Genomic DNA, 19,795 nt, shown 5'->3' with positions numbered 1-19,795 from the left:
CCTACACCCCGTCTTTGCCCGGTCGGGCCAGTCCGGTTCCCGGACACCACTGAGCCGAACGAGTGACATCGACTTAATTGTTAGAGAACTTTCCTAACAATATTGACTTCACCCGTCCCAGGAGTGAGTCTTCGTCCACCCCGCCGCCGCGTCCGCCCTGACCCCGGAGGCACCATGAGTCGGCGCAGGCTCGTCACGTCCGTGGCGACCGCTGTCCTCGTCGTCTTGTCCGCGCTTGCCGCGCTGTTCACCAGCTCGGCGGCCGACGCGGCGACCACCGATCAGACGTTCCTGACCTTCTACGGCTGGTGGGACAACACCCCGCCGGGCGGCGACATCTCCTATCCGCAGATCCACAGCACCGCCGGCGGCACCGGCACGTACAGCGACCCGATCACGTTCGCCACCGACAGCGGCGAGCTCGCGCCCGGCACCAAGGTGTGGGTGCCGCGGGTGCGCAAGTACTTCATCATGGAGGACAGCTGCGAGGAGTGCAGCGCCGACTGGAACGGCAAGGGCCCCAACGGCGGCCCCAAGCTGCACCACCTGGACCTGTGGCTGGGCGGCAAGGGCGGAAACGCCATGGACGCCATCGACTGCGAGGACGCGCTCACCCACTACAACGACGACAACACGCCGACCATGGAGCCGGTGGTCGTCGACCCGCCGTCGAACGAGGACTACGACTCGACGCCGATCTTCAACATCAACACCGGCGCCTGCTACGGCGGCGCCAAGCCCAACCAGACCGTCGGCTCGTACAAGAACAACTCCACCGGCCTGTGCATCGACGACCCGGGCAACAGCTCCTCGTCCGGCACCACGCTGAAGATGGCCGCCTGCAACGGCTCCGCCGAGCAGACCTTCACCTTCCACGGCGCGTTCCTCGTCATCAACAACCAGTGCGCGACGATCTCCGGCAGCACCGTCAAGCTGGGCAAGTGCGACGGCGGGCCGAACAGCCAGCTGTCGATCAACCCCGACGGCACCATCAACGACATCCAGACCGGCAAGAAGTGCTTCCGCGACTCCAGTGGCACGCTGGGGACCGGCAGCTGTTCGGGCACGGTCAGCAAGTGGACCTTCAGCCCGGCCGGTGGCCAGACCGGCCTGTCGGTGGCGGTGAACCCGGCGTCGGCCACGGTCAAGCCCGGCGCCTCGACCACCGCCACCGTGACCGTCGGCGGGGGAACGGGGACCGTGGCGCTGTCCGCGACCGGCCTGCCCTCCGGCGTGACGGCCTCGTTCAGCCCCGCTTCGGTTTCCGGTAGCGGCACCTCGACGTTGACCGTGACGGCCTCGGACACCGCCAAGTCCGGCACGTTCAACGTGGTCGGCACGGCCGGCTCCGACAGCAAGTCGGCGGCGTTCGCGCTGACCGTCAGCACCGGCGGCGGCACGGCAACCCTGCTGTCACAGGGGAAGACGGCGACCGCGTCCTCTGTGGAGTCTTCGACGTACGCGGCGAGCAAGGCCTTCGACGGCAACCTCACCTCGACCCGCTGGGGCAGCAAGGAGGGCTCCGACCCGCAGTGGCTCCAGGTCGACCTCGGCGCCACGCACAGCGTCAGCGAAGTGAAGCTCACATGGGAGGCGGCGTACGGCAAGGCGTACACCATCCAGGTCTCCGACGACGCCCAGAACTGGACGACCATCTACAGCACCACCACCGGCAACGGCGGCGCCGACGACCTCACCGGATTGGCGGGATCCGGCCGGTACGTGCGGATGGACGGCACCAAGCGGGGCACCAGCTACGGCTACTCGCTCTACGAGATGCAGGTGTACGGGTCCTAAGTGCACAGTTGAGTGCCTGATCGTCCTGCCCGGGCTCGGGCGGCGCGGCGCGCCTGATTTGGTGGGATCAGCCACCAGTCGAGGAGTGCCGCGTTGCCCGAGTACCTGATCTCCCAGCACGACCCGCGCGGCGAGCGGGCCGACCAGCTCGCCGCCGTGCGGCGTGAGTACCGCTACACCATGGACTTCGGCTTCCCGGTGTCGTCCACCCTGGGCGCCGAGCACGAGCCGGTGGCGGCGTGGCAGCTCAAGGCGCTGGCCAAGCAGGAGGAGCTGCGGCTGAACCTGTTGCGGCTCAAGCGCCAGGGCAAGTGGAACTTCGTCAACGACCTGCAGCCGCTGGCCCCGCACAAGCTGGCCACCATGGTCCGTGAGGGCGACATGGGCGGCATCGTCGAGTACTTCATGCCGCTGCCCGGCGGCGTCACCGGCGACCACCACGACAAGACGATCAAGGCATTCCAGGACGTGTTCGCGCGGGTGGAGCAGCCGCCCGCGACCGTGGACTTCCGGACCGACGAGTACTTCGCCGAGGTGATGGTCGCCGGCCCGGACCCGACCCGCCTGGAGCGGATGGACCGCGTGCCGGGGAAGTTCCCCTTGACGTCGGATCACCTGGCCTCGGGGCACCTGGGCGAGGACCTCGACCACGCCATCGCCGCCGGCCGGGTGTACTGGATCGACTACGAGGCGATGTCCGCTTTGGACAATGGCACGCATCCCCAGTCGCCGAAGTACATGTACGCGCCGATGGTGGCGTTCGTGGTGGCCCGCGGCGGCGGCCCGTTGAAGCCGTTCGCGATCCAATGTGGACAGAATCCGGTCGGGCGGGACGTCTACACGCCGGCCGACGGCTATTCGTGGCAGCTGGCCAAGAACTGCGTGCTGGCCGCGCACAACACGTACCACGAGGTGTTGACGCACCTGGGGTTCACGCACCTGATGAGCGAGCCGGTGCTGATCGCGGCGGTGCGCAACCTGGCGGCCAACCACCCGGTGGCGGTGCTGCTGCGCCGGCACTTCGAGGGCACGATGTCCATCAACAAGCTGGCGGTGGAGCTGCTGATCCAGCCGGGGCGGGCGGTCGAGTACCTGATCGGCTCCGACCTCAAGAGCACCTATCCCTGGCTGGCCGAGCACCGCTCGAAGCGCTCGTTCCGGGACAACTACCTGCCGACCAAGCTGGCTTCCGCCGGCGTGGACAGCGTGTCCGCGCTGCCGCACCACCCGTACCGGGACGACGGCCTGCTGGTGTGGAACTCGATCTATCGCTGGGTCAGCGACTTCGTCGGCGGCTACTACAAGTCCGACGCGGACGTGGTCGGCGACCACGAGCTCCAGGCGTGGGCGGCGGAGGTGGCGTCGGCCGAGGGCGGGCAGGTTCGGGACTTCGGGGCGACGCCGGGGCAGATCCTGGACCGCAACGACCTCGTCGAGATCCTGACCATGGTGGTGTGGACCGCCGGCCCGCAGCACGCCGCCGTCAACTTCACGCAGGCCGACCACATGGCGTTCCTGCCGGCGAATCCGCTGGCCGGGTACACCGAGGAGCCGAAGGGGCTGGGGCACAGCGAGGCCGACTGGCTGGCCAACCTGCCGCCGCTGGACGTCGCCGTGCAGCAGTTCTGCGTGATGACCTTCCTCGGCTCGGTGCACCACGGCGTGCTCGGCGACTACGGCGACGACTTCGCCGGCAGCGCGGTTTCGGCCCCTCACAAGCGGTTCCGGTCCGAGCTGGCCGCCGTGGAGGACGAGATCACCGCGCGCAACCGGCGGCGGTCGCGGCCCTACACCTACCTCCGGCCGTCACTGATTCCCAACAGCACCAACATCTAGACGGCGTCGACGTAGACCCACTTGCCGTCTTCACGGAGGAAACGGCTCCGTTCGTGCTGGACACCGCCGGTGTAGTGGGCGTTGAACTCGACAATGCCGTCGGAGTCGAACAGGCCGCCCTTGTCCTTGTCGAGGATCTCCAGCCGGGTCCACTCCGTGTCGTCCAGGGTGAGCCGTCGGGGCCGGGTCGTGCTGTGCCACGTGCGCAGCAGGTAGGCCCGGTCGCCGACGGCGAACGCCGTGTACCGGGAGCGCATCAGCAGCTCGGCGGTGGGGGCGTTGCCGCCTTGGTGGAACCGGCCGCAGCAGTCAACGTAGGGGCCGCCGAGGCCGCAGGGACACGTCATGGCCGCATTCTGACACCCGCCGCGAAGTCGCGGCCCGGGGTGGCGACGATCTTGGCCACGCGGTCGCCGGCGAAGGTGAGCCGGAGCACGGCGAACTCCTGGCGGTTGAGGTAGGCGAGCAGGACCGGGGGAGCGGAGACGACGGTCGCCCGCCGGAGGAACCGGAGCAGGCCCTCGGCGACGTCGGCAGCGCCGTGACGCTCGGTGCTCGGGCCGAACGTCCCGAGGCCCCAGACGTCGGGATGCAGCACGCCGACCAGCGCGTCGAGGTCACCGGTGGCGCAGGCGGTGATGAACCGCTCGGTGACGAGCTGGTGCTCGTCGGCGGCGATGTCACGGGGCACAGGCCGGTCGGCGGCGATGTGCTGCCGGGCCCGGCGGGCGAGCTGGCGGCAGGTGGCGACCGGCCGGCCCAGGGACTCGGCGACCGACTCGAAGGGCATGCCGAACACGTCGTGCAGCACGAAGGCGACCCGCTCGGCCGGCGGAAGCCGTTGCAGCACCACGAGAAGCGCCAGCCGCACCTCGTCGTCGAGGGTGATCCGGTCGGCGGGGTCGGCCGGCGGCGAGCCGGCCAGCGGGGTGTCCGAGTCGGCGACGGCGCCGGGCAGCTCGCGGCGGGACCGGGCGGACCGCAGCTGGTCCAGGCACAGCCGGCTGGTCACCACGGTCAGCCAGCCCCGGTCGTCGGCCACGTCGGTGGCCGCCGACCAGCGGGCGAACGCCTCCTGCACGACGTCCTCGGCCGCGCCGACGTCGCCGAGCATGCGGTACGCGAGGTTCACCAGGTACGGGCGGTCGGCCCGCCACACCTCACCGAAGCTGGTCACAACGGGTACGACGATACGGCTCCGCGAAAAGTGACATGTCACTTTCGGCGGCGCTGCGCCGTCGTGAGTACATGATCCTGATAACCGGGGCGTCCGGCACGGTCGGCCGCCCACTCGTGGAACTGCTGGTCGACGCCGGGGTGAAGGTGCGCGCGGTGGCGCGGAACCCGGCGGGCCTGCCGCGCATCGTAGAGGTGGTGGACGAGCCGGTGCTGGAGGGAGTCACCGGCTTGTTCACCAATCCGAGGGCCGTCGGCGACACCATCGACGGTCTGCTGGCCGAGTCCAGGGCCGCCGGGGTGCGGCGGGTGGTCACGCTGTCGGCCGCCAACGTGGACGACGACCTGGAAGACCAGCCGTCACGCTTCCGCGGCGACCGGAATCGCGAGGTCGAGCGGGCGGTGACGGCCAGCGGCCTGGACTGGGTGGCGCTGCGGCCGAACATGTTCGCTGCGAACGCGTTCGGACTGTGGGCGGAGCAGATCCGCCGCGGCGATGTGGTGCACGGCCCGCACGCCCGGGCCACCTCGGCGCCGATCCATGAACGCGACATCGCCGAGGTCGCCGTCCGGGCCCTGCTGGACGACGACCTGCTCGGCACCCGGCCGGTGCTGACCGGCCCGGAGTCGCTGACCCAGGAACAGCAGGTCCAGGGGATCGGGGCGGCGATCGGCCGCGACCTGACGTACCGCGAGGTGCCGCCGGAGGCAGCCCGGCAGGCGATGCTCGGACGCGGCTTCCCGACCGGTTTCGTCGACGGGCTGCTGGGCATCCAGGCCCGGTCGGTCGGCGTCCCGGCGGTGATCACCGACGAGGTGCGCCGCATCCTCGGCCGGCCCGCGCTGAGCTTCGCCCGCTGGGCCGCCGACAATGCCTATGTCTTCCGGAGCATGCCATGAGAATCACCGTCTTCGCGGCGACCGGCGGCATCGGCCGCTGCGTCCTGGACCAGGCGATCGCGGCCGGCCACGAGGTGACCGCCGTGGTGCGGGATCCGAGCAAACTGCCATCGACCGTGCACACCGTCCGCGCCGATCTGTCCGCTGTGGATCCCGCGGCGCTGGAGACTGCCGTCGGCGGGGCGGACGCGGTGCTGTCCGGCCTGGGTCCGCGCAACGCGCGACTGGCGGGGATCACCTCCGCCGGCACCAGGGCGATCGTGGCGGCGATGAAGGCCACCGGCGCGCGGCGGATCGTGGTGGTCAGCGCCGCCCCGGTGTCGACGGTGCCGTCGCCGGACCGCCCGAACCCGCCTCGGCACGACCCCGGCGAGGGATTCGTCATGCGGAACGTGTTGACCCCCATGGTGAAACGCGTCCTCCGCGCCCACTACGCCGACCTCGCGATCATGGAGGACGTGCTGCGGGCCAGCGGCCTGGACTGGACGTCGGTGCGGCCGCCCCGGCTGACCGACAAGCCGCTGACCGGTGTCTACCGCGTGGCGCCGGAACAGAACATCCGGGGCGGCGCGCTCATCCCGCGCGCCGACGTCGCCCACTTCATGCTGGCCGCGGTGAACGACCCCACCACCATCGGCCACGCGGTCGGGATCGCCACCTGAACCTCGGCCGAAAGTAAGAGATCGAATCCGTCCATCGACAGAGGCGGCGGCCGCGCCTCTGTCGACAGGATGGACGCCATGAACAAAAGCCTTCCCGTGCTCGCGATCCTCGCGGCGACCGGGCTGCTCGCCGGGTGCAGCGGCAAGAGCTACACCTACGAGGTCTCGCTCCAGGTCGCCGGCCAGGGCAGCGCCGAGGTCACCGTCGTCTACCCGACGGGCCCCGACGACAAGTCCCCCAAGGGAAAGCCCACCACGACCACCCAGACGGTGACGCTGCCGTACAAGCAGAAGGCGCTGGCCATCGGCCTGGGCCACGTGTCGATCGCGGCGAAGTCCGCCGACGGCAAGGCCCTCACCTGCGCCATCACCGTGGAGCAGGAGGACACCGTGCGCAAGGACGGCACGGGCTCCGCCCAGTGCGAGGCGGACATCACCGAGGACACCAAGAACTAGCGCTCGACGATGCCCGACCGCCACGCCCACATCGCGATCTCGACCCGGTTGCGCGCGGACAGCTTCGCCTGCACGTTGCCCAGGTGCGTCTTCACGGTGCCGAGCGAGATGAACAGCCGCTCGGCGATCTCCGTGTTGGTCAGCCCCTTGGCCACCAGCTTGACCACGTCCCGCTCCCGGGCGGACAGGTCGGCCGGCGGGGCGGAGGACGGGGAACTGAGCTGCCGCAACAGTTTCACGGTGATCGCCGGGCTGACCAGCGCCTCCCCGGCGGCGGCCGCGCGGACCGCCTCCACCAGCAGCGCGGAGCCGGAGTCCTTGAGCAGGAAGCCGCACGCGCCGCCGCGCAGCGCCTGGTAGACGTACTCGTCGTCGTCGAAGGTGGTGACCACGACCACCTTGGGCGGGTCGACCAGCCCCGGCCGGGTCAGCTGCCGCAGCGCCTGGAGGCCGTCCATCCTGGGCATCCGGATGTCCATCAGCACCACGTCCGGCGCCAGCTTCCCGGCCAACTCGACCGCCTGCATCCCGTCCACGGCCTCGCCGACGACCTCCACGTCGTCCTGCGCGGCCAGGATCATCGCGATGCCGGCGCGGATCATCGCCTGGTCGTCGGCGATCAACACCCTGATCGGCACGGGTCAGTCCCTCTCCACGGGCAGGCTCGCCTCGACCATCCAGCCGCCGGCGGCGCGCGGTCCGGCCTTGATGCTGCCACCCAGCGCCGTCACGCGTTCGGTCAGCCCCCGCAACCCGAAACCGGCACGGCCGCCATGGCGCCCGCGGCCGTCGTCGGCGACCCCGACGTTGATCCACTTGGCCGCCCGCGACACCAGCACCCGGACGTCCCGCGCGCCGTCGGAATGCTTGCGCACGTTGGTCAGCGACTCCATCACCACTCTGTGCACAGTGGACTGGATCTCGGCCGGCAGCCCGTCGAAATCGCCGTCCAGCTCCAGCCTCGCGGTCGGCCCGAACTCCGTGACGAGCTCCTGGACGTCCGCGATCGTCGCAAGTGGACTGAAGTCGGCGGCCGCGTCGGCGTCCCGGAGCAGGCCGACCATGCGCCGCATGGTCGCCATCGCCTCGGTGCCGGCCTGCTCGATCCGTTCCAGCGCGGGCAGCACCAGCTCCGGCTGCTTGTCCGCCATCGCCCGCGCGCCCTGCGCCAGCAGCACGATGCCGGTCACGTGGTGGCCGACGTAGTCGTGCAGGTCGCGGGCGAACTCGGCGCGCTGCGCCAGTCGGATCGCGTCCGCCTGCCGCGCCCGGTTCAGCCCGACCAGCCGTGCCGACACCCCGGCGGCGATCGCCACCAGCACCAGCAGCGGCAGGGCCAGCGCGGCGATCGTGGTGATGCCGCTTCCCTGTGCCCACAGGGGTTGCAGCACGATGGCGGCGGTCAGCACCGGCACGGTGATCGCGGCCAGCACGGTCCGCGCGCGCCAGGCGATCAGCGCGATCAGCCAGCACAGCGACGCCGTCGCGGCGAACGCCAGCGGCGCACGGTGATCCGCCGACGTCGCGCCCAGAAACGTGGCGGCGAGCGAGGTTCCCGCCGGCACAAGCGCGACCAGTGGCAGCATGGCCGGGCCCAGCGCCGGGCCGACCAGCGCGACCAGGCACGCCAGCATGCCGGAGCCGAGCTGGAGCATGCCGAGCTGGTCGCTTCGGATCGTGCCGGCGAGGTAGTCGACGATGCCGAGCGTGACCAGCAGCGCCGCGCCGGCCAGCCAGCACAGGGCCCACAGGTAGCGCATGTGGGGCAGCCTAGCCAGTCCGGCCGGCTCCGCAGGTCGGCCGAAAGTCAGAGCCGGACCGGTCCCTGGACGGAGGCCGCCGACCGATCGACCTGACGGCGTCCGATGTGGACACACATCGGCGGCCACCGTCCGACCAGCTCCGAACGTCTACAGGTCGGGCAGCGGGTCCGGCGGCAGCTCGCCGGCCCCGCGCTCCAGGTCCGCCGCGTTGATCACGGCCACGTACTCCTCGTCCACCTCGTACCGCAGCCCACCGAGCGTGAACGTCGGCTCGATGCTGTCGGTGTCGACCGGGCCGAGCCGGGTCTGCCGGGGGTACTCCACCTCCAGGCCCGTCGGCGGCCCGCCCCAGCGACCGACGGTCAGCACCTTCACCGCCAGCTTGCTCACCACGACCACCACGTACGGCCGCGAGCTCATCACGAGCGTCGCCGGGAACACGTAACGGATCTCGTCGTCGGGATCGAGGAACCCGCGCGCGGCGGCGCGGACGGTTTCGGAGACCGGCATGCCGGCAGCGTAGGACCGTGCGAGGCTGGTTGTCGTGGAAACGGCGCCGATTCTTCGCCAGGTCGTCCTGGACACCACCGACGCCCGCGCGCTGGCCGAGTTCTACCGCCGCCTGCTCGGGATGCGCTACCGGCCGGGCGACGAGCCGCCGGCCGCCGGCGAGCCCGATCCGCGCGGCCGCGACTGGCTGGTGCTGCGCGACGCCGCCGACCGGCCGCAGGTCGCGTTTCAGCAGGTGGACGAGCTGCCGGCGGCGACGTGGCCGACCGGACCGCACCCGCAGCAGCTGCATCTGGACCTCACCGTGCCGACCGTCGAGGATCTCGACGCCGCGCACCGCAACGCCCTCGAACTGGGCGCGCGCCTGCTGTACGACCGTTCGTCCGATCCCGAGGAGCCGCTGCGGGTCTACGCCGATCCGGCCGGCCATCCGTTCTGCGTCTTCGTGGCCCCGTGATTCCTAATCGGACAATCGTGACGCCATCAGGCGCAACGCGGCGGTGATCTGCTCGGCCGAATGGCCCCGCGTGTGCCGCTGGAACCAGTACACCTCCGGCGCCAGCGGGGCCAACACCATGTCGCACAAGGTGTCCGGATCCTCCGCGCCGGCCTCGGCGAGCAGCAGCCGGACGTGCGACCGCCACAGCGCGTAGGCCCCCGTGGTGTAGCGGGCGTGCCCGGTCTCCGCGCCCAGCGCGAGATGCAGATGGCGCTCCAGCAGGTCGGCCAGGGCCGCGAGGAACGCCGCCAGCCGCTCGCCGGGGGTCGCGCCCGGGCCCAGCGGCGGCGCGCCGGAGATGATCTTCGCCTGCAACTCGCGCTCGTGCTCGTCCAACAGCGCCAGCGCGATCGAGCGGGTGTCCGGGTAGCGGCGGTACAGCGTGGCCCGGCCGATGCCGGCGGCCTTGGCGATCTCGTCCATCGTCACGGTGTCGGTGCCCGCCTCGGCGAACAGCCGGGCGGCCGCGGCCAGCACCTTGGCCCGGTTGCGGGCGGCGTCGGCGCGCTCGATGGACATGACGTCACCCTAAACCATCTGGACACTGTGTCCGCTTCTCGACTAGGGTCGCTAACCGGTCACTGTGTCCACTTAGGGGGTGGAGGATGGTCTTCGCGCTGTCGGCGCTGCTCATCGGGGGTCTGCTGGCGATCCAGGCCTCGGTCAACGTGCAGCTCACCAGGGCGGTCGGCACGCCGTACGGCGCGTCGACGCTGCAACTCGGGGTGGCCGCCGGCGTGCTGGTGCTCGCCACGGTCGCGATCGGCGGCCTCGGCGGCCTGACCCAGCTCGCGCACGCCCGGCCGTGGCAGCTGCTCGGCGGCCTGGCCAGCCCGATCTACATCACCAGCGGCATCCTGCTGTTCCCACGGCTGGGCGCGCTGGCCGCCGGCGGGCTGTTCGTGACGGGTCAGATGATCTCGTCGCTGGCCATCGATCTGCTGGGGCTCTTCGACATTCCGCGCCGGCCGGTCAGCGCCGGCATCGCCTTCGGGGTGGTCGCGCTGCTCGCCGGCATCGTGGTGATCATCCGCGGCCAGGGCGGCGTCGTGGCTCGCGGCGGGATTCCGTGGCTCCTGCTCGGCATCGTCGGCGGTGGCGTGCTGCCGATCCAGGCCGCCGTCAACGCGTCGCTGCGGGAGATAGTCGGCAATCCGGTCACCGTCGACATGATCAGCTTCCTGGTCGCGGTGCTGACGATCTTCGTCGTGCTGGTGGCGCTGCGGCTGCTGGGTCGGACTCCCGCGCCGAAGTTCGCGCCGCTGCGGGAAATGCCGTGGTGGGGCTGGCTGGGCGGGATCTGCGCGTCCGTGTACGTGATGGTGACGTTCCTCGTCGTGCCGGCCATCGGCGCCGCCGGCACGGTGGCGCTCACCGTTACCGGGCAGCAGATCGCGTCGGCCACCGTGGACGGCCTCGGCCTGTTCCGGATGGTCCGCCGCAAGCTCACCGCGCCCCGGCTGGTCGGTCTCGGCCTGCTGGTACTCGGTTCGGTGCTGATCCAGTTCGGGTGACCTCGGGGGCGGCCAAGCTCGACCGCCCCCGAGCCGTCACTCGTACGCGCAGTGCCGGAGCTGCGCCTCCACGGCGTTCGCCATCAGCCGGTAGCCGGACGGGTTCGGGTGGATGTTCGGCCCCACCGGCGGCGCCGCGCACATGTACGTGTCGGCGCAGATGGTCGCGACGTTCAGCGGCGGCGTGGTCGAGGTGAACTCGGTGGTGTGGAAGGCGGTTTCCACGTCCGCGACCTTCGCGCCGGCCTTGGTGTAGGCGGCGGCGAGGATGCCGTTCACCTGCTGCGTCAGCGGCACCGACTGGCGGGCCAGTGCCTGGCCCTGGTCGCCCTGGACGAAAGCGGCGAGGAACGGGTCGTACAGGTTCACGCCGACGAACCGGGCCCCGGTGTTCGGGGCGGCCGCCTTGAGACGGTCCAGGATCACCGGCAGGTTGGCCTGGATCGCGCCGACGCCCTGCCCGACGCAGGCGAGGTCGATGCCGGTCGGCGTGGCGCAGTTCTCCACGTCCGTCGCTCCGATCACGATCGTCACCAGCGCGACCTGACCCCGGTGCGCGGACAGGAAGTTCACCGCGGCGTCCAGTTGCGACTTCGCGCCCGGGTAGGCGCAGACGCCGCCGTTGATCATGCTGGTGGTGGTCTCGGCCGGGCAGCCGAGCTCGGTCAGCCGCACCGAGTGGCCCAGGTCGGCCTGCACGTCGTGGTCGAATCCCTGGCCGGTCGGATGGCCGACGCCCTGCGCGTCGGGCTGGAAGCCGACCGAGAGCGAGTCGCCGAGGGACAGATAGTACGGCGCGGCGTGCGTCGAGGCGGAGGCCGCCGCGGCCGAGCCGATCATCAGCGCGGCGGCCGTCGCCGGCGCGATCAGCCACTTTCCTGGCATCAAAACCCCTTTCAGCGCAACTGAAAGCACGCTAGGTGGGCTGCGTGGGGGCCAGCAAGCGATCTGTTTCATCGGGCAGGGATTTGACGGCGGGGACGGCGATTGCGGCCAGCGCGACAACTTCCGTGAACGCGAGGCCGCGTTCCATCAACCCCAGCGGAATGAGCTCCCACCAGTTCCCGCCGACCGCGACGCCCACCGGCACCGCGGCCAGGATGGCGGCGAACCAGCCGAGCGAGGCCCAGCCGAGCAGTCGGGCCAGCGTCCGGCGGTGTGGCGCGTGCGGGAATGCCCTTGCCGCGGCGAGGAGAACGGCCACCGGCAGGCTCACGAACGCCACCACGCTGGCGATGCGGTGCAGCGTGCCGGTGGCACTGGTGGTGGCCTCGATCGCCCAGTTCGTCTTGGGAAACGCCACGATCACCAGCAGTCCGACCGTCCACAGTGCACCGAGGACGGCCGAGCTCGCCGGCAAACGCTTCTGCGCGTGGAGGATGCCGAAGATCCCCGCCGAGCCGAGCGCCACCAGGATCACTGCGACGTTGAAGATCCAGCGGTTGTCGGTCAGGCCGTACTGGCTGATCGTCTGCCGCAGCGCGCTGACCGGGCGGTCCGAGGGGAGGAAGCCCAGCAACGCGATCAGCGCGGCGCCGACGGCGAGTGCTCCAATGCCCAGTCGGGAGACGGTGGCGGTCATGCCACCACAGTCGCCACCGATCTTGAGCGTTTGCTCGGCGGAACCTGTCGGCGAGCTGTCGCGTTCCGGCCGTGTCGGGATCGCGATCGTTCCTGGCGGTTTCGCCTCTGCTGCGCCGCCGTTCGACGGCCTAGTTTTCGGTGCAGTCACCCGAGGAGGAAAGAAATGCCGCTGCTCACCGCGTCCACGACCCCGGACGGGTTCGTCGAGAAGACGATTCAGGTCAACGGAATCACGGTCAACTATGCCATCGGCGGCGGCGGTCCCGCGGTTGTTCTGCTGCATGGATATCCGGAGACCTGGTATTCGTGGCGGAAGGTCATGCCGGCGCTCGCCGAGCGGTACACCGTGATCGCCCCCGATCTCCGCGGTTCCGGCGGCTCGGACGCGCCCGAGAGCGGATACGACAAGGCCACCCTGGCGGAGGACGTGCACCAGCTGCTGGTCGCGCTCGGGCTCGACGAGCAGGTCAACGTCGTCGGGCACGACATCGGGACCATGGTCGCCTACGCCTACGCGGCCGCCCATCGGAGTTCGACGCGACGCCTGGCGCTGTTGGAGGCGCCCCTGGTCGACGAGCTGGCGTACGAGCTGCCCGCGTGGACCCGCAACGGGCCCGGCCTGTGGAACTTCGGCTTCTTCACGCTCGACAACGGCCTGCCGGAGAAGATCGTCGTCGGCCGTGAGGACATCTGGATCGAGGGCTTCATCGGGTGGATGGAACTGGTGAAGGGCGGCGTGGACGAGCAGGCGCTCGCCGAGTACGCGCAGTCCCTGCGGCGCCCCGGATACCTGCGCGCGTCCTACGAGTACTTCACCACGTTCCCCCGTGACGTCCAGGACACCATCCGCAATCGCGGCACGGCCCTGACCATGCCGGTGCTGGCCATCGGCGCCGAGGGCGCGCTCGGCGAAATCGTGCCCGACCAGGCTCGGAAGTATGCCCACGACGTGACCGGCGCGGTGATTCCGGGCGGGCACTGGATCCCCGAGGAGGCGCCGGAGATCCTGCTCGAACACATGCTGCCGTTCCTCGCCTATTAGGGCGGCCCTCTCAGCCGCGAGGGAATTGGTCGCAATGACGGCGCGGAATGCCCGCTCCGGACGATATTCCGTTGCTAGGGTTTTTCGCCATGGAGATCGCTGTCCTGGTGTGTGACGGTGTGTTCGACCTGGGACTGGCCGCCGTTCTCGACGTGTTCGACACCGCCAACGGGTTGGCGGAGGAGCTGTCCGAGGCTCCGCGCTGGGCCGTGACGACCGTCGGGTTCTCCCCGTGGGTGCGCACCTCCGCCGGGCACTTCGTCGACTGCGCGCCGGTGGCGCGCGCGGAGTCGGCGGACCTGCTGGTCGTGCCCGCAGTCAACGAGCGCCGGCCCGAGCGCGTGGTCGAGTTCGCCACCGGCGAGCATTCCCGGCCGGCGCGGGACCTGATCGCCAGGACCCGCGCCCGCCGGGGCGCCATCGCGTCCGCGTGCGCCGGCACGTTCCTGCTGGCCGAGGCCGGCATCCTCGACCATCTGCGGGCGACGACCACGTGGTGGCTGGCGCCGGTCTTCCGGGCCCGCTACCCCAATATCCAGCTCGACCAGGGCAGCATGGTGGTCCAGGAGGACGCGATCACCACGGCGGGTGCGGCCTTCGGCCACCTGGACATGGCGTTGGCGTTGGTCCGCGCCGGCAGCCCGGCGGTCGCCGACCTCGTGGCCCGCTACCTCGTCGTCGACGAACGGCCGTCGCAGGCCCCGTACATCATGCCCAGCGCGCTGGCCCAGAACGACCCCACCGTCGCCGCCTTTGAACGGTGGGTGCGGGACCATCTCGCCGGGCCCATCAGCGTTCCCGACGCCGCCCGCCGGCTGGGCGTCAGCGAGCGGACGCTCCAGCGGTCCGTGCAGCGGATCATGGGCACCTCGCCCATCCGCTTCGTCCAGGACCTCAGGATCGAACGCGCCACGCATCTGTTGCGCACCACCGATCTGTCGCTGGAGACGATCGCCCGTCGGGTCGGCTACGAACAGGCCAACACCCTTCGGGTGCTGCTCCGCGAGCGCACCGGCAAGACCACTGCGGCGCTAAGAACCGTGTGATCCTCAGTTCTTGGATGCGTCGTTGACGGGAATGACCGTCTGGCCGGGAAAGCGCGGAGTCACAGCCTCATCCACCATCGCGGCGGCCACGGTGGCGCGGCTGACGCCCGCCGGGAACAGGCGTTTCGGCGCCTCGGCCAACGTCAGGGTGCGGCGCTTGGGGCCGGACGGGCCGTCGCCGAGCGGGCCTGCATGGAAGACAGTCCCGCCAGCGGCGAGGACCGAGCCGTCGGCGGCGACCTTGTCGGCCAACTCGGCCCTCATGAAGACGCCGAGCAGAGTCCTGGTGAGGACGCCGGCCGCGCGGGCCGACTGCCCGCTCCCGTAGGCCCCCAGCCAGATCACCCTCGGCACACCCGAGGCGACCGCCGCCCTCGCGCCGGCGGTCAGCGTGCCCACCTTGTCGCCCTTGGCGATGCCGAGCCCGGAGAGCAGCACGTCGCTGCCGTCGACCGCGCGGGCGATCGAGTCCGGGTCGTTAACGTCCGCCCTGGCCTTGGTCAGACCTGGACCGTCGGGCACCGGGATGCGCGCGGGATCCCGCGCGATCGCCGTGACCTCGAGTCCCCGGTCGAGCGCCTCCTGCACCAGCAGGCGTCCGGTCGCGCCGGACGCGCCGAGCACTGCGACCCGCATGTCAGATCTCCCGCAGGATCGAGAGGAACGCCTCGTGCAGGCCCGGCGCCGCGGCGAGGATGTCGGCGTCGCCGGGCTGCCAGGCGGTGCCGCGCAGGTTCGTGACGACCCCGCCGGCCTCGGTGACCAGCAGCACGCCCGCCGCGACGCCGATCAGGTCGCACTCGTACTGCCAGTAGACGTCGACGTGACCGGCGGCCAGGTCCAGCTGGGGGAAGGTGCTCGGCACGGTCGAGCGCACGAACAGCGCGCGGTCGAGCAGTGCCGCCACCGCGGCACCGAACTCCCGGTTCTTCGTGCGTGGCTGGGTCATCGTGACGATCGCGGCATCGACGGCCTTCTTCGCGGAGACCCCGAGCGGCTGCCCGTTGACGTACGCGCCGCCGCCCCGCACGGCCGTCCAGGTGCGGTCGGGCACCGGCTCGTAGACCACGGCCAGCACCGGCACGTTGTCGCGGACCAGCGCCACGGTCACCGCCCACTGGTCCATGCCGTGCACGTAGTTGACGCCGCCCTCGATCGGGTCGACCGCCCACCACTCGCCCGGCGGCAGCACGGTCATCTCCTGGTCGTCGCCGACCCAGCGGGCGTCGGGCCGGATCGCCGACAGCGCCGGTTCGAGAATCGCGGTGACGATCGCGTCGAGATGGCGGCCGCCCCGGGCCATGTCGTTCCGGTCGGCCGGGCGGGCGCTCTCGGTGTACTCGGCGAGCAACGCCTTGCCGGCCCGGTGAACGGCGGCGGTGACGTCGGTGAGCAGCTCTTCCATGGCGGATTTCCTCTCCGTTGGGCCTGAAAACAGCCTCTCGGAGCCCATCGATTAAGTCCAGTGCACTCTGTTTAGGCTACGATTTACCGTCATGCAATTGGACCTGAACCTGCTCACCGCGCTCGACGCCCTGCTGGAGGAGGGCAGCGTGATGGGCGCCGCTCAGCGCCTGCACCTCTCGTCACCCGCGATCAGCCGGACGCTCGGCCGGATCCGCAAGCTGACCGGCGACGAGATCCTGGTCCGGACCGGCCGCACCATGACCCCGACGCCGTACGCGCTGTCCGTACGCGAGCAGGTCCGCGATCTCGTCCGGCAGGCCCAGGCGGTGCTCGTCCCGAGCCGGGAGCTCGATCTCGACGAGCTCGACCGCACGTTCACGCTCCAGGCGCACGACGCGCTCACCCTGTCGCTGGCCCCACCCCTGCTCAACGCGGTCTCCGCTCAGGCGCCGCACGTGCGGCTGCGCTTCCTGGCCGAGGGCGCGGCCGACACCGACGACCTGCGGCACGGCCGGGTCGATCTGGAGATCGGCGCCGACCTGCCGGACCGGCCCGAGTTCGGCGTCGAGACCATCGGCCACGACCGGCTCGTGGTCGTCATGCGCCGCGGCCATCCCCGCACGGGCCGAATGGACCTCGCCGCGTTCGCCGCACAGCAGCACATCCTCGTCTCGCGGCGCGGCCGTCTCGCCGACCCCGTCGACGATTTCCTGGCCGAGCACGGCCTGCGCCGGCAGGTGCTGGCCGCCGTCGGGACCACCGCGAGCGCCCTGCACGTGATCAGCCGTAGCGACTGCCTCATGACCGCGCCGGAGGCGATGTGCCGGCCGCTCGTCGATGCCTTCGGCCTCGTCACCGAGCCCCACCCGGCGGCCGTCCCGCAGCCGCCGGTCATCTGCACCTGGCACCAGCGGTACGACGCCGACCCGCCGCACGTCTGGCTGCGCTCGCAGGTCCGTGCCGCGCTGGCGGCCGTACTGCCGAGTCCGTGACCAGCTGTGACACAATCCGACCGTGACCCGCAAGGTGTGCCTGGCCCAGGAACCGGAAGCCGACGCGCTGCTCGCCGGCGACTACCTCGCGCTGCTCTTCGGTATGCTCCTGGATCAGCACGTAGCCGAATGTATGACTAGGGCATGGAACCGTTCGAACATGTGAGCCGTGCTCACTGGGGTGACCTGGAAGGCATGAACATCGCCGGCCTGGTCCGCCTCTCCTTCGAGCTCGACACCGGCGAGCCCGAGATCGATACCAGCCCGTACGGCATGACGGGTCGGGACATCAAGGGCAAGGTCGAGCAGGAGAAGGACTGCCGCTCCTATGTGGATCGTCGCAAAGGGAGCTACGTCTACACCTACGTCGAGCCATCGACCTCGGCGTGGAAGCGCAAGCAGGTGCCGATGCCCGACGGCACTTACGGCTACCGCGTCCGTCGCCCCATTTTCGAAGGGGCCTTGAAGGACCTCAAGCGCGGTGTGACGCCGGACGGCCAGAGGCTCGACGGCCTCGTGGTCTACGACATCGATCGACTCACCAGGGACAATCGACACCTCGAGGATGCCATCGAAGTCGTCCAGCTCTTCGGGCGCCCGATCATCGACATCACCGGCACGCTCGATCTGCTCACCGACAACGGTCGGACCGTCGCTCGGATGATCGTCGCGGCGAAGGGGAGCGACTCGGCGGCGACAGCCCGTAGGGTCAGGCGTAAGCACCGTGCGTTGGAACAAGCCGGAATTCCCACTGGCGGGCGTCGCCCTTTTGGGTGGAAGGACGACAAGCGGACACTGGATCCGTTCGAGTCCAGGGTGATTCGGGAGGCAGCCGAGCGGCTCGCGAACCGTGTCCCGATCGGCGTGATCACCACTGACTGGAACGACAAGGGCATCCTGACGCCGCTGGGCAACAAGTGGTGCGACCAGACGGTGAAGACGGTCTTCCGCAACCCTCGACTGGCTGGCTTCCGTTCCCGGGTGATTCGTCAGTTCAACCCGGAGACATGCAAGCAGTCCTGGCGCATCGAGATGGTCCGCCGCCCGGACGGCACCCCCGTCCTCGGTCTGTTCGACGCTGTCCTCACGCCGGATGAGTGGAACGACGTGATCTCCGTAATCGGCGACAACGTGATTTCCGGGCGCGGCAGGAATACACGAACGTACCTCATGACTGGCACGCTCCGATGTGGACGAGAGGGTTGCGGCGGGAAGATGCGGGCGTTGAAGGCCCACGTGTCTCGAGTGAAGGATCCGACTCGCTTCTACTACACATGTGAATCGAAGTCGAAGGGCGGGTGCGGTGGCGGCGTGACGATCGTCGGCCGTGAGGTCGATGAGTGGATCAGTGCCGCTGTGATTCGCAAGTACGAAATCGAGGCTGAGCGTCGGAATGCCCAAGTTGCCCCGGAGCCCTGGCCGAACGAGGGTGAGCTGGTCGAGGTCAGGGCCGACTTGGCCGAGCTCGCTGCTGCCCGCAAGGAGCGAAGGATTTCCGCTGGTCGGTACTTCGCGATGCTGCCCGAGTTGGAGGCGCAGGAAATTCGGCTGCTGCGTGACCAGGAGCGCTGGGCGGCCAAGACTGCCAAGTTCGATGGCGCCGGCGTGGCGTCGATCCGGGCGGACTGGTCCGGATTTTCGTTGATGCAGAAGCGGGCCTACATCGAGGAGGCACTAGCCGCGGTCATCGTTCTGCCAGCCAATGGCCGCCGCGGCTTCCACGCCGACCGCCTTGAGCTTGCGTGGCGCGGATGATCGCGGCAGCGACTGGTTCGGACTGCCCGACGCGGTCGCTACCTGTGGAGCGCATAGCCCGGGCGGTCACCGTGATCGTAGGTCTGGTCGTGGGATTGACCTTCCTGTTCGGCTTCGGCAACGTCCTGGACCTGGCTATGCGACTCGGCGTGCCGATCTGGATCGCGCCCCTGGTGGCGCCGGCGCTCGACCTGTCCGTCCTCGGACTCCTGCTCGGACTGCGCCACCTGGTCCTGATCGGTGCGACGGCAGAGCAGTTGCGACCCGCGCGACGTCTTCTCGTGTTCGCGAGCTTGGCGACGCTCGCGCTCAACGTGGCTGGCCCTCTGTCCACCGGTACCTACGGTCGCGCCGCGTTCGATGCTGTCGGACCGCTGCTGCTGATCGGTTGGGCCGAAGTCGGACCTACGTTCCTCCAGGCCTTGGTGTCGAGCACGGCTGACTCTCTGACGAGTCCGACTTCGGACGATTGCCCAAGTCGTCAAGAAGCGCTGACCGAGGATGTGTTGCTGGAGAGGGCACGCCGGGAAGACGCTCGCCACTGGGCCGAACATCAGCGACCCATCTCCGCTGAGACACTCCGCAAGCAGCTCAACGTGGGCGCGGCCCGATCGCGCCTGTTGGTTTCGCTCGTTCGGTCGGGGCGACCGCAGACCCCGTCGGCAACAAACGGAGGTGACGACGCCGACCTGTCAGTGTTGGGATCTGGACTGGAGTCGGGGAGCGGTGTCTGATGGTGGTGATCAATCCCGGAAGTGGGTCACTGACGTGATCTCGTGTGTCCTGAACGTGGAGGGGTGCTGATGTAGGTAGTCACTCGGAAGCGGTGCTGCGCGGGGGATGAAGGATCTTGGCC

General features: G+C 70.0%; 23 protein-coding genes. 13 read left to right on the top strand and 10 right to left on the bottom strand.

From position 1 onward, the window contains the following. Positions 1 to 174 precede the first annotated feature (174 nt). Together BCF44_RS08495 and BCF44_RS08490 are read left to right on the top strand one after the other, a co-directional pair. The gene (locus BCF44_RS08495; RefSeq protein ID WP_116173644.1) at positions 175 to 1,797 is read left to right on the top strand and encodes a discoidin domain-containing protein; all 1,623 of its coding nucleotides are present in this window, start codon (positions 175 to 177) and stop codon (positions 1,795 to 1,797) included. A 93-nt stretch (positions 1,798 to 1,890) separates the two neighbouring features. Beyond that, on the top strand, positions 1,891 to 3,633 hold the full coding sequence (locus BCF44_RS08490; RefSeq protein ID WP_116173643.1) for a lipoxygenase family protein: 1,743 nt from the start codon (positions 1,891 to 1,893) through the stop codon (positions 3,631 to 3,633). Here the strand turns inward: BCF44_RS08490 and BCF44_RS08485 are convergent. Together BCF44_RS08485 and sigI are read right to left on the bottom strand one after the other, a co-directional pair. Further along, positions 3,630 to 3,980: a YchJ family protein gene (locus BCF44_RS08485; RefSeq protein ID WP_116173642.1), complete on the bottom strand. Its 351-nt coding sequence runs from the start codon at positions 3,978 to 3,980 to the stop codon at positions 3,630 to 3,632. The genes BCF44_RS08490 and BCF44_RS08485 overlap by 4 nt on opposite strands. Then, positions 3,977 to 4,810 carry an RNA polymerase sigma factor SigI gene (gene sigI, locus BCF44_RS08480; RefSeq protein WP_211352953.1) on the bottom strand — a complete coding sequence of 278 codons (834 nt, stop codon included), beginning with the start codon at positions 4,808 to 4,810 and terminating at the stop codon, positions 3,977 to 3,979. The genes BCF44_RS08485 and sigI overlap by 4 nt, the downstream gene beginning before the upstream one ends. Before the next feature lie 35 nt (positions 4,811 to 4,845). Between sigI and BCF44_RS08475 the strand changes: the two genes are divergently transcribed. From BCF44_RS08475 to BCF44_RS08465, 3 genes are all read left to right on the top strand, one after another. Further along, positions 4,846 to 5,709 (top strand): NAD(P)H-binding protein, encoded by an 864-nt coding sequence (locus BCF44_RS08475; RefSeq protein WP_246014900.1) that lies wholly within the window; start codon positions 4,846 to 4,848, stop codon positions 5,707 to 5,709. Further along, complete coding sequence (locus tag BCF44_RS08470; protein WP_116173640.1) at positions 5,706 to 6,371, top strand: NAD(P)-dependent oxidoreductase; 666 nt, start codon at positions 5,706 to 5,708, stop codon at positions 6,369 to 6,371. The genes BCF44_RS08475 and BCF44_RS08470 overlap by 4 nt, the downstream gene beginning before the upstream one ends. A gap of 78 nt (positions 6,372 to 6,449) precedes the next feature. Then, the gene (locus BCF44_RS08465) at positions 6,450 to 6,827 is read left to right on the top strand and encodes a hypothetical protein (RefSeq protein ID WP_147328439.1); all 378 of its coding nucleotides are present in this window, start codon (positions 6,450 to 6,452) and stop codon (positions 6,825 to 6,827) included. Here BCF44_RS08465 and BCF44_RS08460 read toward each other — a convergent pair. The 3 genes from BCF44_RS08460 to BCF44_RS08450 form a co-directional block, all read right to left on the bottom strand. Then, the gene (locus tag BCF44_RS08460; protein WP_116173638.1) at positions 6,824 to 7,465 is read right to left on the bottom strand and encodes a response regulator; all 642 of its coding nucleotides are present in this window, start codon (positions 7,463 to 7,465) and stop codon (positions 6,824 to 6,826) included. The genes BCF44_RS08465 and BCF44_RS08460 overlap by 4 nt on opposite strands. Before the next feature lie 3 nt (positions 7,466 to 7,468). After that, entirely contained in the window at positions 7,469 to 8,587 is a 1,119-nt protein-coding gene (locus tag BCF44_RS08455; RefSeq protein ID WP_116173637.1) for a sensor histidine kinase, read from the bottom strand. Positions 8,588 to 8,737: 150 nt separating this feature from the next. After that, on the bottom strand, positions 8,738 to 9,100 hold the full coding sequence (locus tag BCF44_RS08450) for a hypothetical protein (RefSeq protein WP_116173636.1): 363 nt from the start codon (positions 9,098 to 9,100) through the stop codon (positions 8,738 to 8,740). 34 nt (positions 9,101 to 9,134) lie between these two features. Between BCF44_RS08450 and BCF44_RS08445 the strand changes: the two genes are divergently transcribed. After that, a complete protein-coding gene (locus BCF44_RS08445; protein WP_116173635.1) occupies positions 9,135 to 9,557 on the top strand; it encodes a VOC family protein in 423 nt (140 codons plus the stop codon). Positions 9,558 to 9,560: 3 nt separating this feature from the next. Here the strand turns inward: BCF44_RS08445 and BCF44_RS08440 are convergent, their stop codons facing one another. Continuing rightward, a complete protein-coding gene (locus tag BCF44_RS08440) occupies positions 9,561 to 10,118 on the bottom strand; it encodes a TetR/AcrR family transcriptional regulator (RefSeq protein WP_116173634.1) in 558 nt (185 codons plus the stop codon). A gap of 86 nt (positions 10,119 to 10,204) precedes the next feature. Between BCF44_RS08440 and BCF44_RS08435 the strand changes: the two genes are divergently transcribed. Then, positions 10,205 to 11,113 (top strand): DMT family transporter, encoded by a 909-nt coding sequence (locus BCF44_RS08435; protein WP_116173633.1) that lies wholly within the window; start codon positions 10,205 to 10,207, stop codon positions 11,111 to 11,113. A 36-nt stretch (positions 11,114 to 11,149) separates the two neighbouring features. Here the strand turns inward: BCF44_RS08435 and BCF44_RS08430 are convergent, their stop codons facing one another. Further along, a complete protein-coding gene (locus BCF44_RS08430; protein WP_170217406.1) occupies positions 11,150 to 11,998 on the bottom strand; it encodes an SGNH/GDSL hydrolase family protein in 849 nt (282 codons plus the stop codon). Positions 11,999 to 12,029: 31 nt separating this feature from the next. After that, positions 12,030 to 12,695: a DUF998 domain-containing protein gene (locus tag BCF44_RS08425; protein ID WP_116173631.1), complete on the bottom strand. Its 666-nt coding sequence runs from the start codon at positions 12,693 to 12,695 to the stop codon at positions 12,030 to 12,032. Between the two features lie 165 nt (positions 12,696 to 12,860). On the opposite strand from BCF44_RS08425, the gene BCF44_RS08420 reads away from it, so the two are divergent. Then, the gene (locus BCF44_RS08420; protein WP_116173630.1) at positions 12,861 to 13,739 is read left to right on the top strand and encodes an alpha/beta fold hydrolase; all 879 of its coding nucleotides are present in this window, start codon (positions 12,861 to 12,863) and stop codon (positions 13,737 to 13,739) included. 89 nt (positions 13,740 to 13,828) lie between these two features. Beyond that, on the top strand, positions 13,829 to 14,785 hold the full coding sequence (locus BCF44_RS08415; protein WP_116173629.1) for a GlxA family transcriptional regulator: 957 nt from the start codon (positions 13,829 to 13,831) through the stop codon (positions 14,783 to 14,785). 3 nt (positions 14,786 to 14,788) lie between these two features. On the opposite strand, the gene BCF44_RS08410 is transcribed toward BCF44_RS08415, so the two are convergent. After that, positions 14,789 to 15,421 (bottom strand): NAD(P)-dependent oxidoreductase, encoded by a 633-nt coding sequence (locus BCF44_RS08410; protein WP_116173628.1) that lies wholly within the window; start codon positions 15,419 to 15,421, stop codon positions 14,789 to 14,791. Between the two features lies 1 nt (position 15,422). After that, positions 15,423 to 16,190 (bottom strand): inositol monophosphatase family protein, encoded by a 768-nt coding sequence (locus tag BCF44_RS08405; protein WP_116173627.1) that lies wholly within the window; start codon positions 16,188 to 16,190, stop codon positions 15,423 to 15,425. A gap of 91 nt (positions 16,191 to 16,281) precedes the next feature. On the opposite strand from BCF44_RS08405, the gene BCF44_RS08400 reads away from it, so the two are divergent. The 4 genes from BCF44_RS08400 (at position 16,282) to BCF44_RS08385 (ending at position 19,673) form a co-directional block, all read left to right on the top strand. Further along, the gene (locus BCF44_RS08400; protein ID WP_116173626.1) at positions 16,282 to 17,184 is read left to right on the top strand and encodes a LysR family transcriptional regulator; all 903 of its coding nucleotides are present in this window, start codon (positions 16,282 to 16,284) and stop codon (positions 17,182 to 17,184) included. A 22-nt stretch (positions 17,185 to 17,206) separates the two neighbouring features. After that, positions 17,207 to 17,350, top strand: a complete 144-nt coding sequence (locus tag BCF44_RS08395; RefSeq protein WP_246014899.1) for a hypothetical protein — start codon at positions 17,207 to 17,209, stop codon at positions 17,348 to 17,350. Then, the gene (locus BCF44_RS08390) at positions 17,329 to 18,939 is read left to right on the top strand and encodes a recombinase family protein (RefSeq protein ID WP_116173625.1); all 1,611 of its coding nucleotides are present in this window, start codon (positions 17,329 to 17,331) and stop codon (positions 18,937 to 18,939) included. The genes BCF44_RS08395 and BCF44_RS08390 overlap by 22 nt, the downstream gene beginning before the upstream one ends. A gap of 71 nt (positions 18,940 to 19,010) precedes the next feature. After that, positions 19,011 to 19,673, top strand: a complete 663-nt coding sequence (locus BCF44_RS08385) for a hypothetical protein (RefSeq protein ID WP_246014956.1) — start codon at positions 19,011 to 19,013, stop codon at positions 19,671 to 19,673. The last annotated feature ends 122 nt before the right edge of the window (positions 19,674 to 19,795 follow it).

Origin of the sequence: Kutzneria buriramensis (assembly GCF_003387475.1) — a bacterium.
Taxonomy (GTDB): Bacteria; Actinomycetota; Actinomycetes; order Mycobacteriales; family Pseudonocardiaceae; genus Kutzneria; species Kutzneria buriramensis.
The sequence above is the reverse complement of the archived record's forward strand: the minus strand, read 5'-3'. Positions and strand labels throughout refer to the sequence as shown.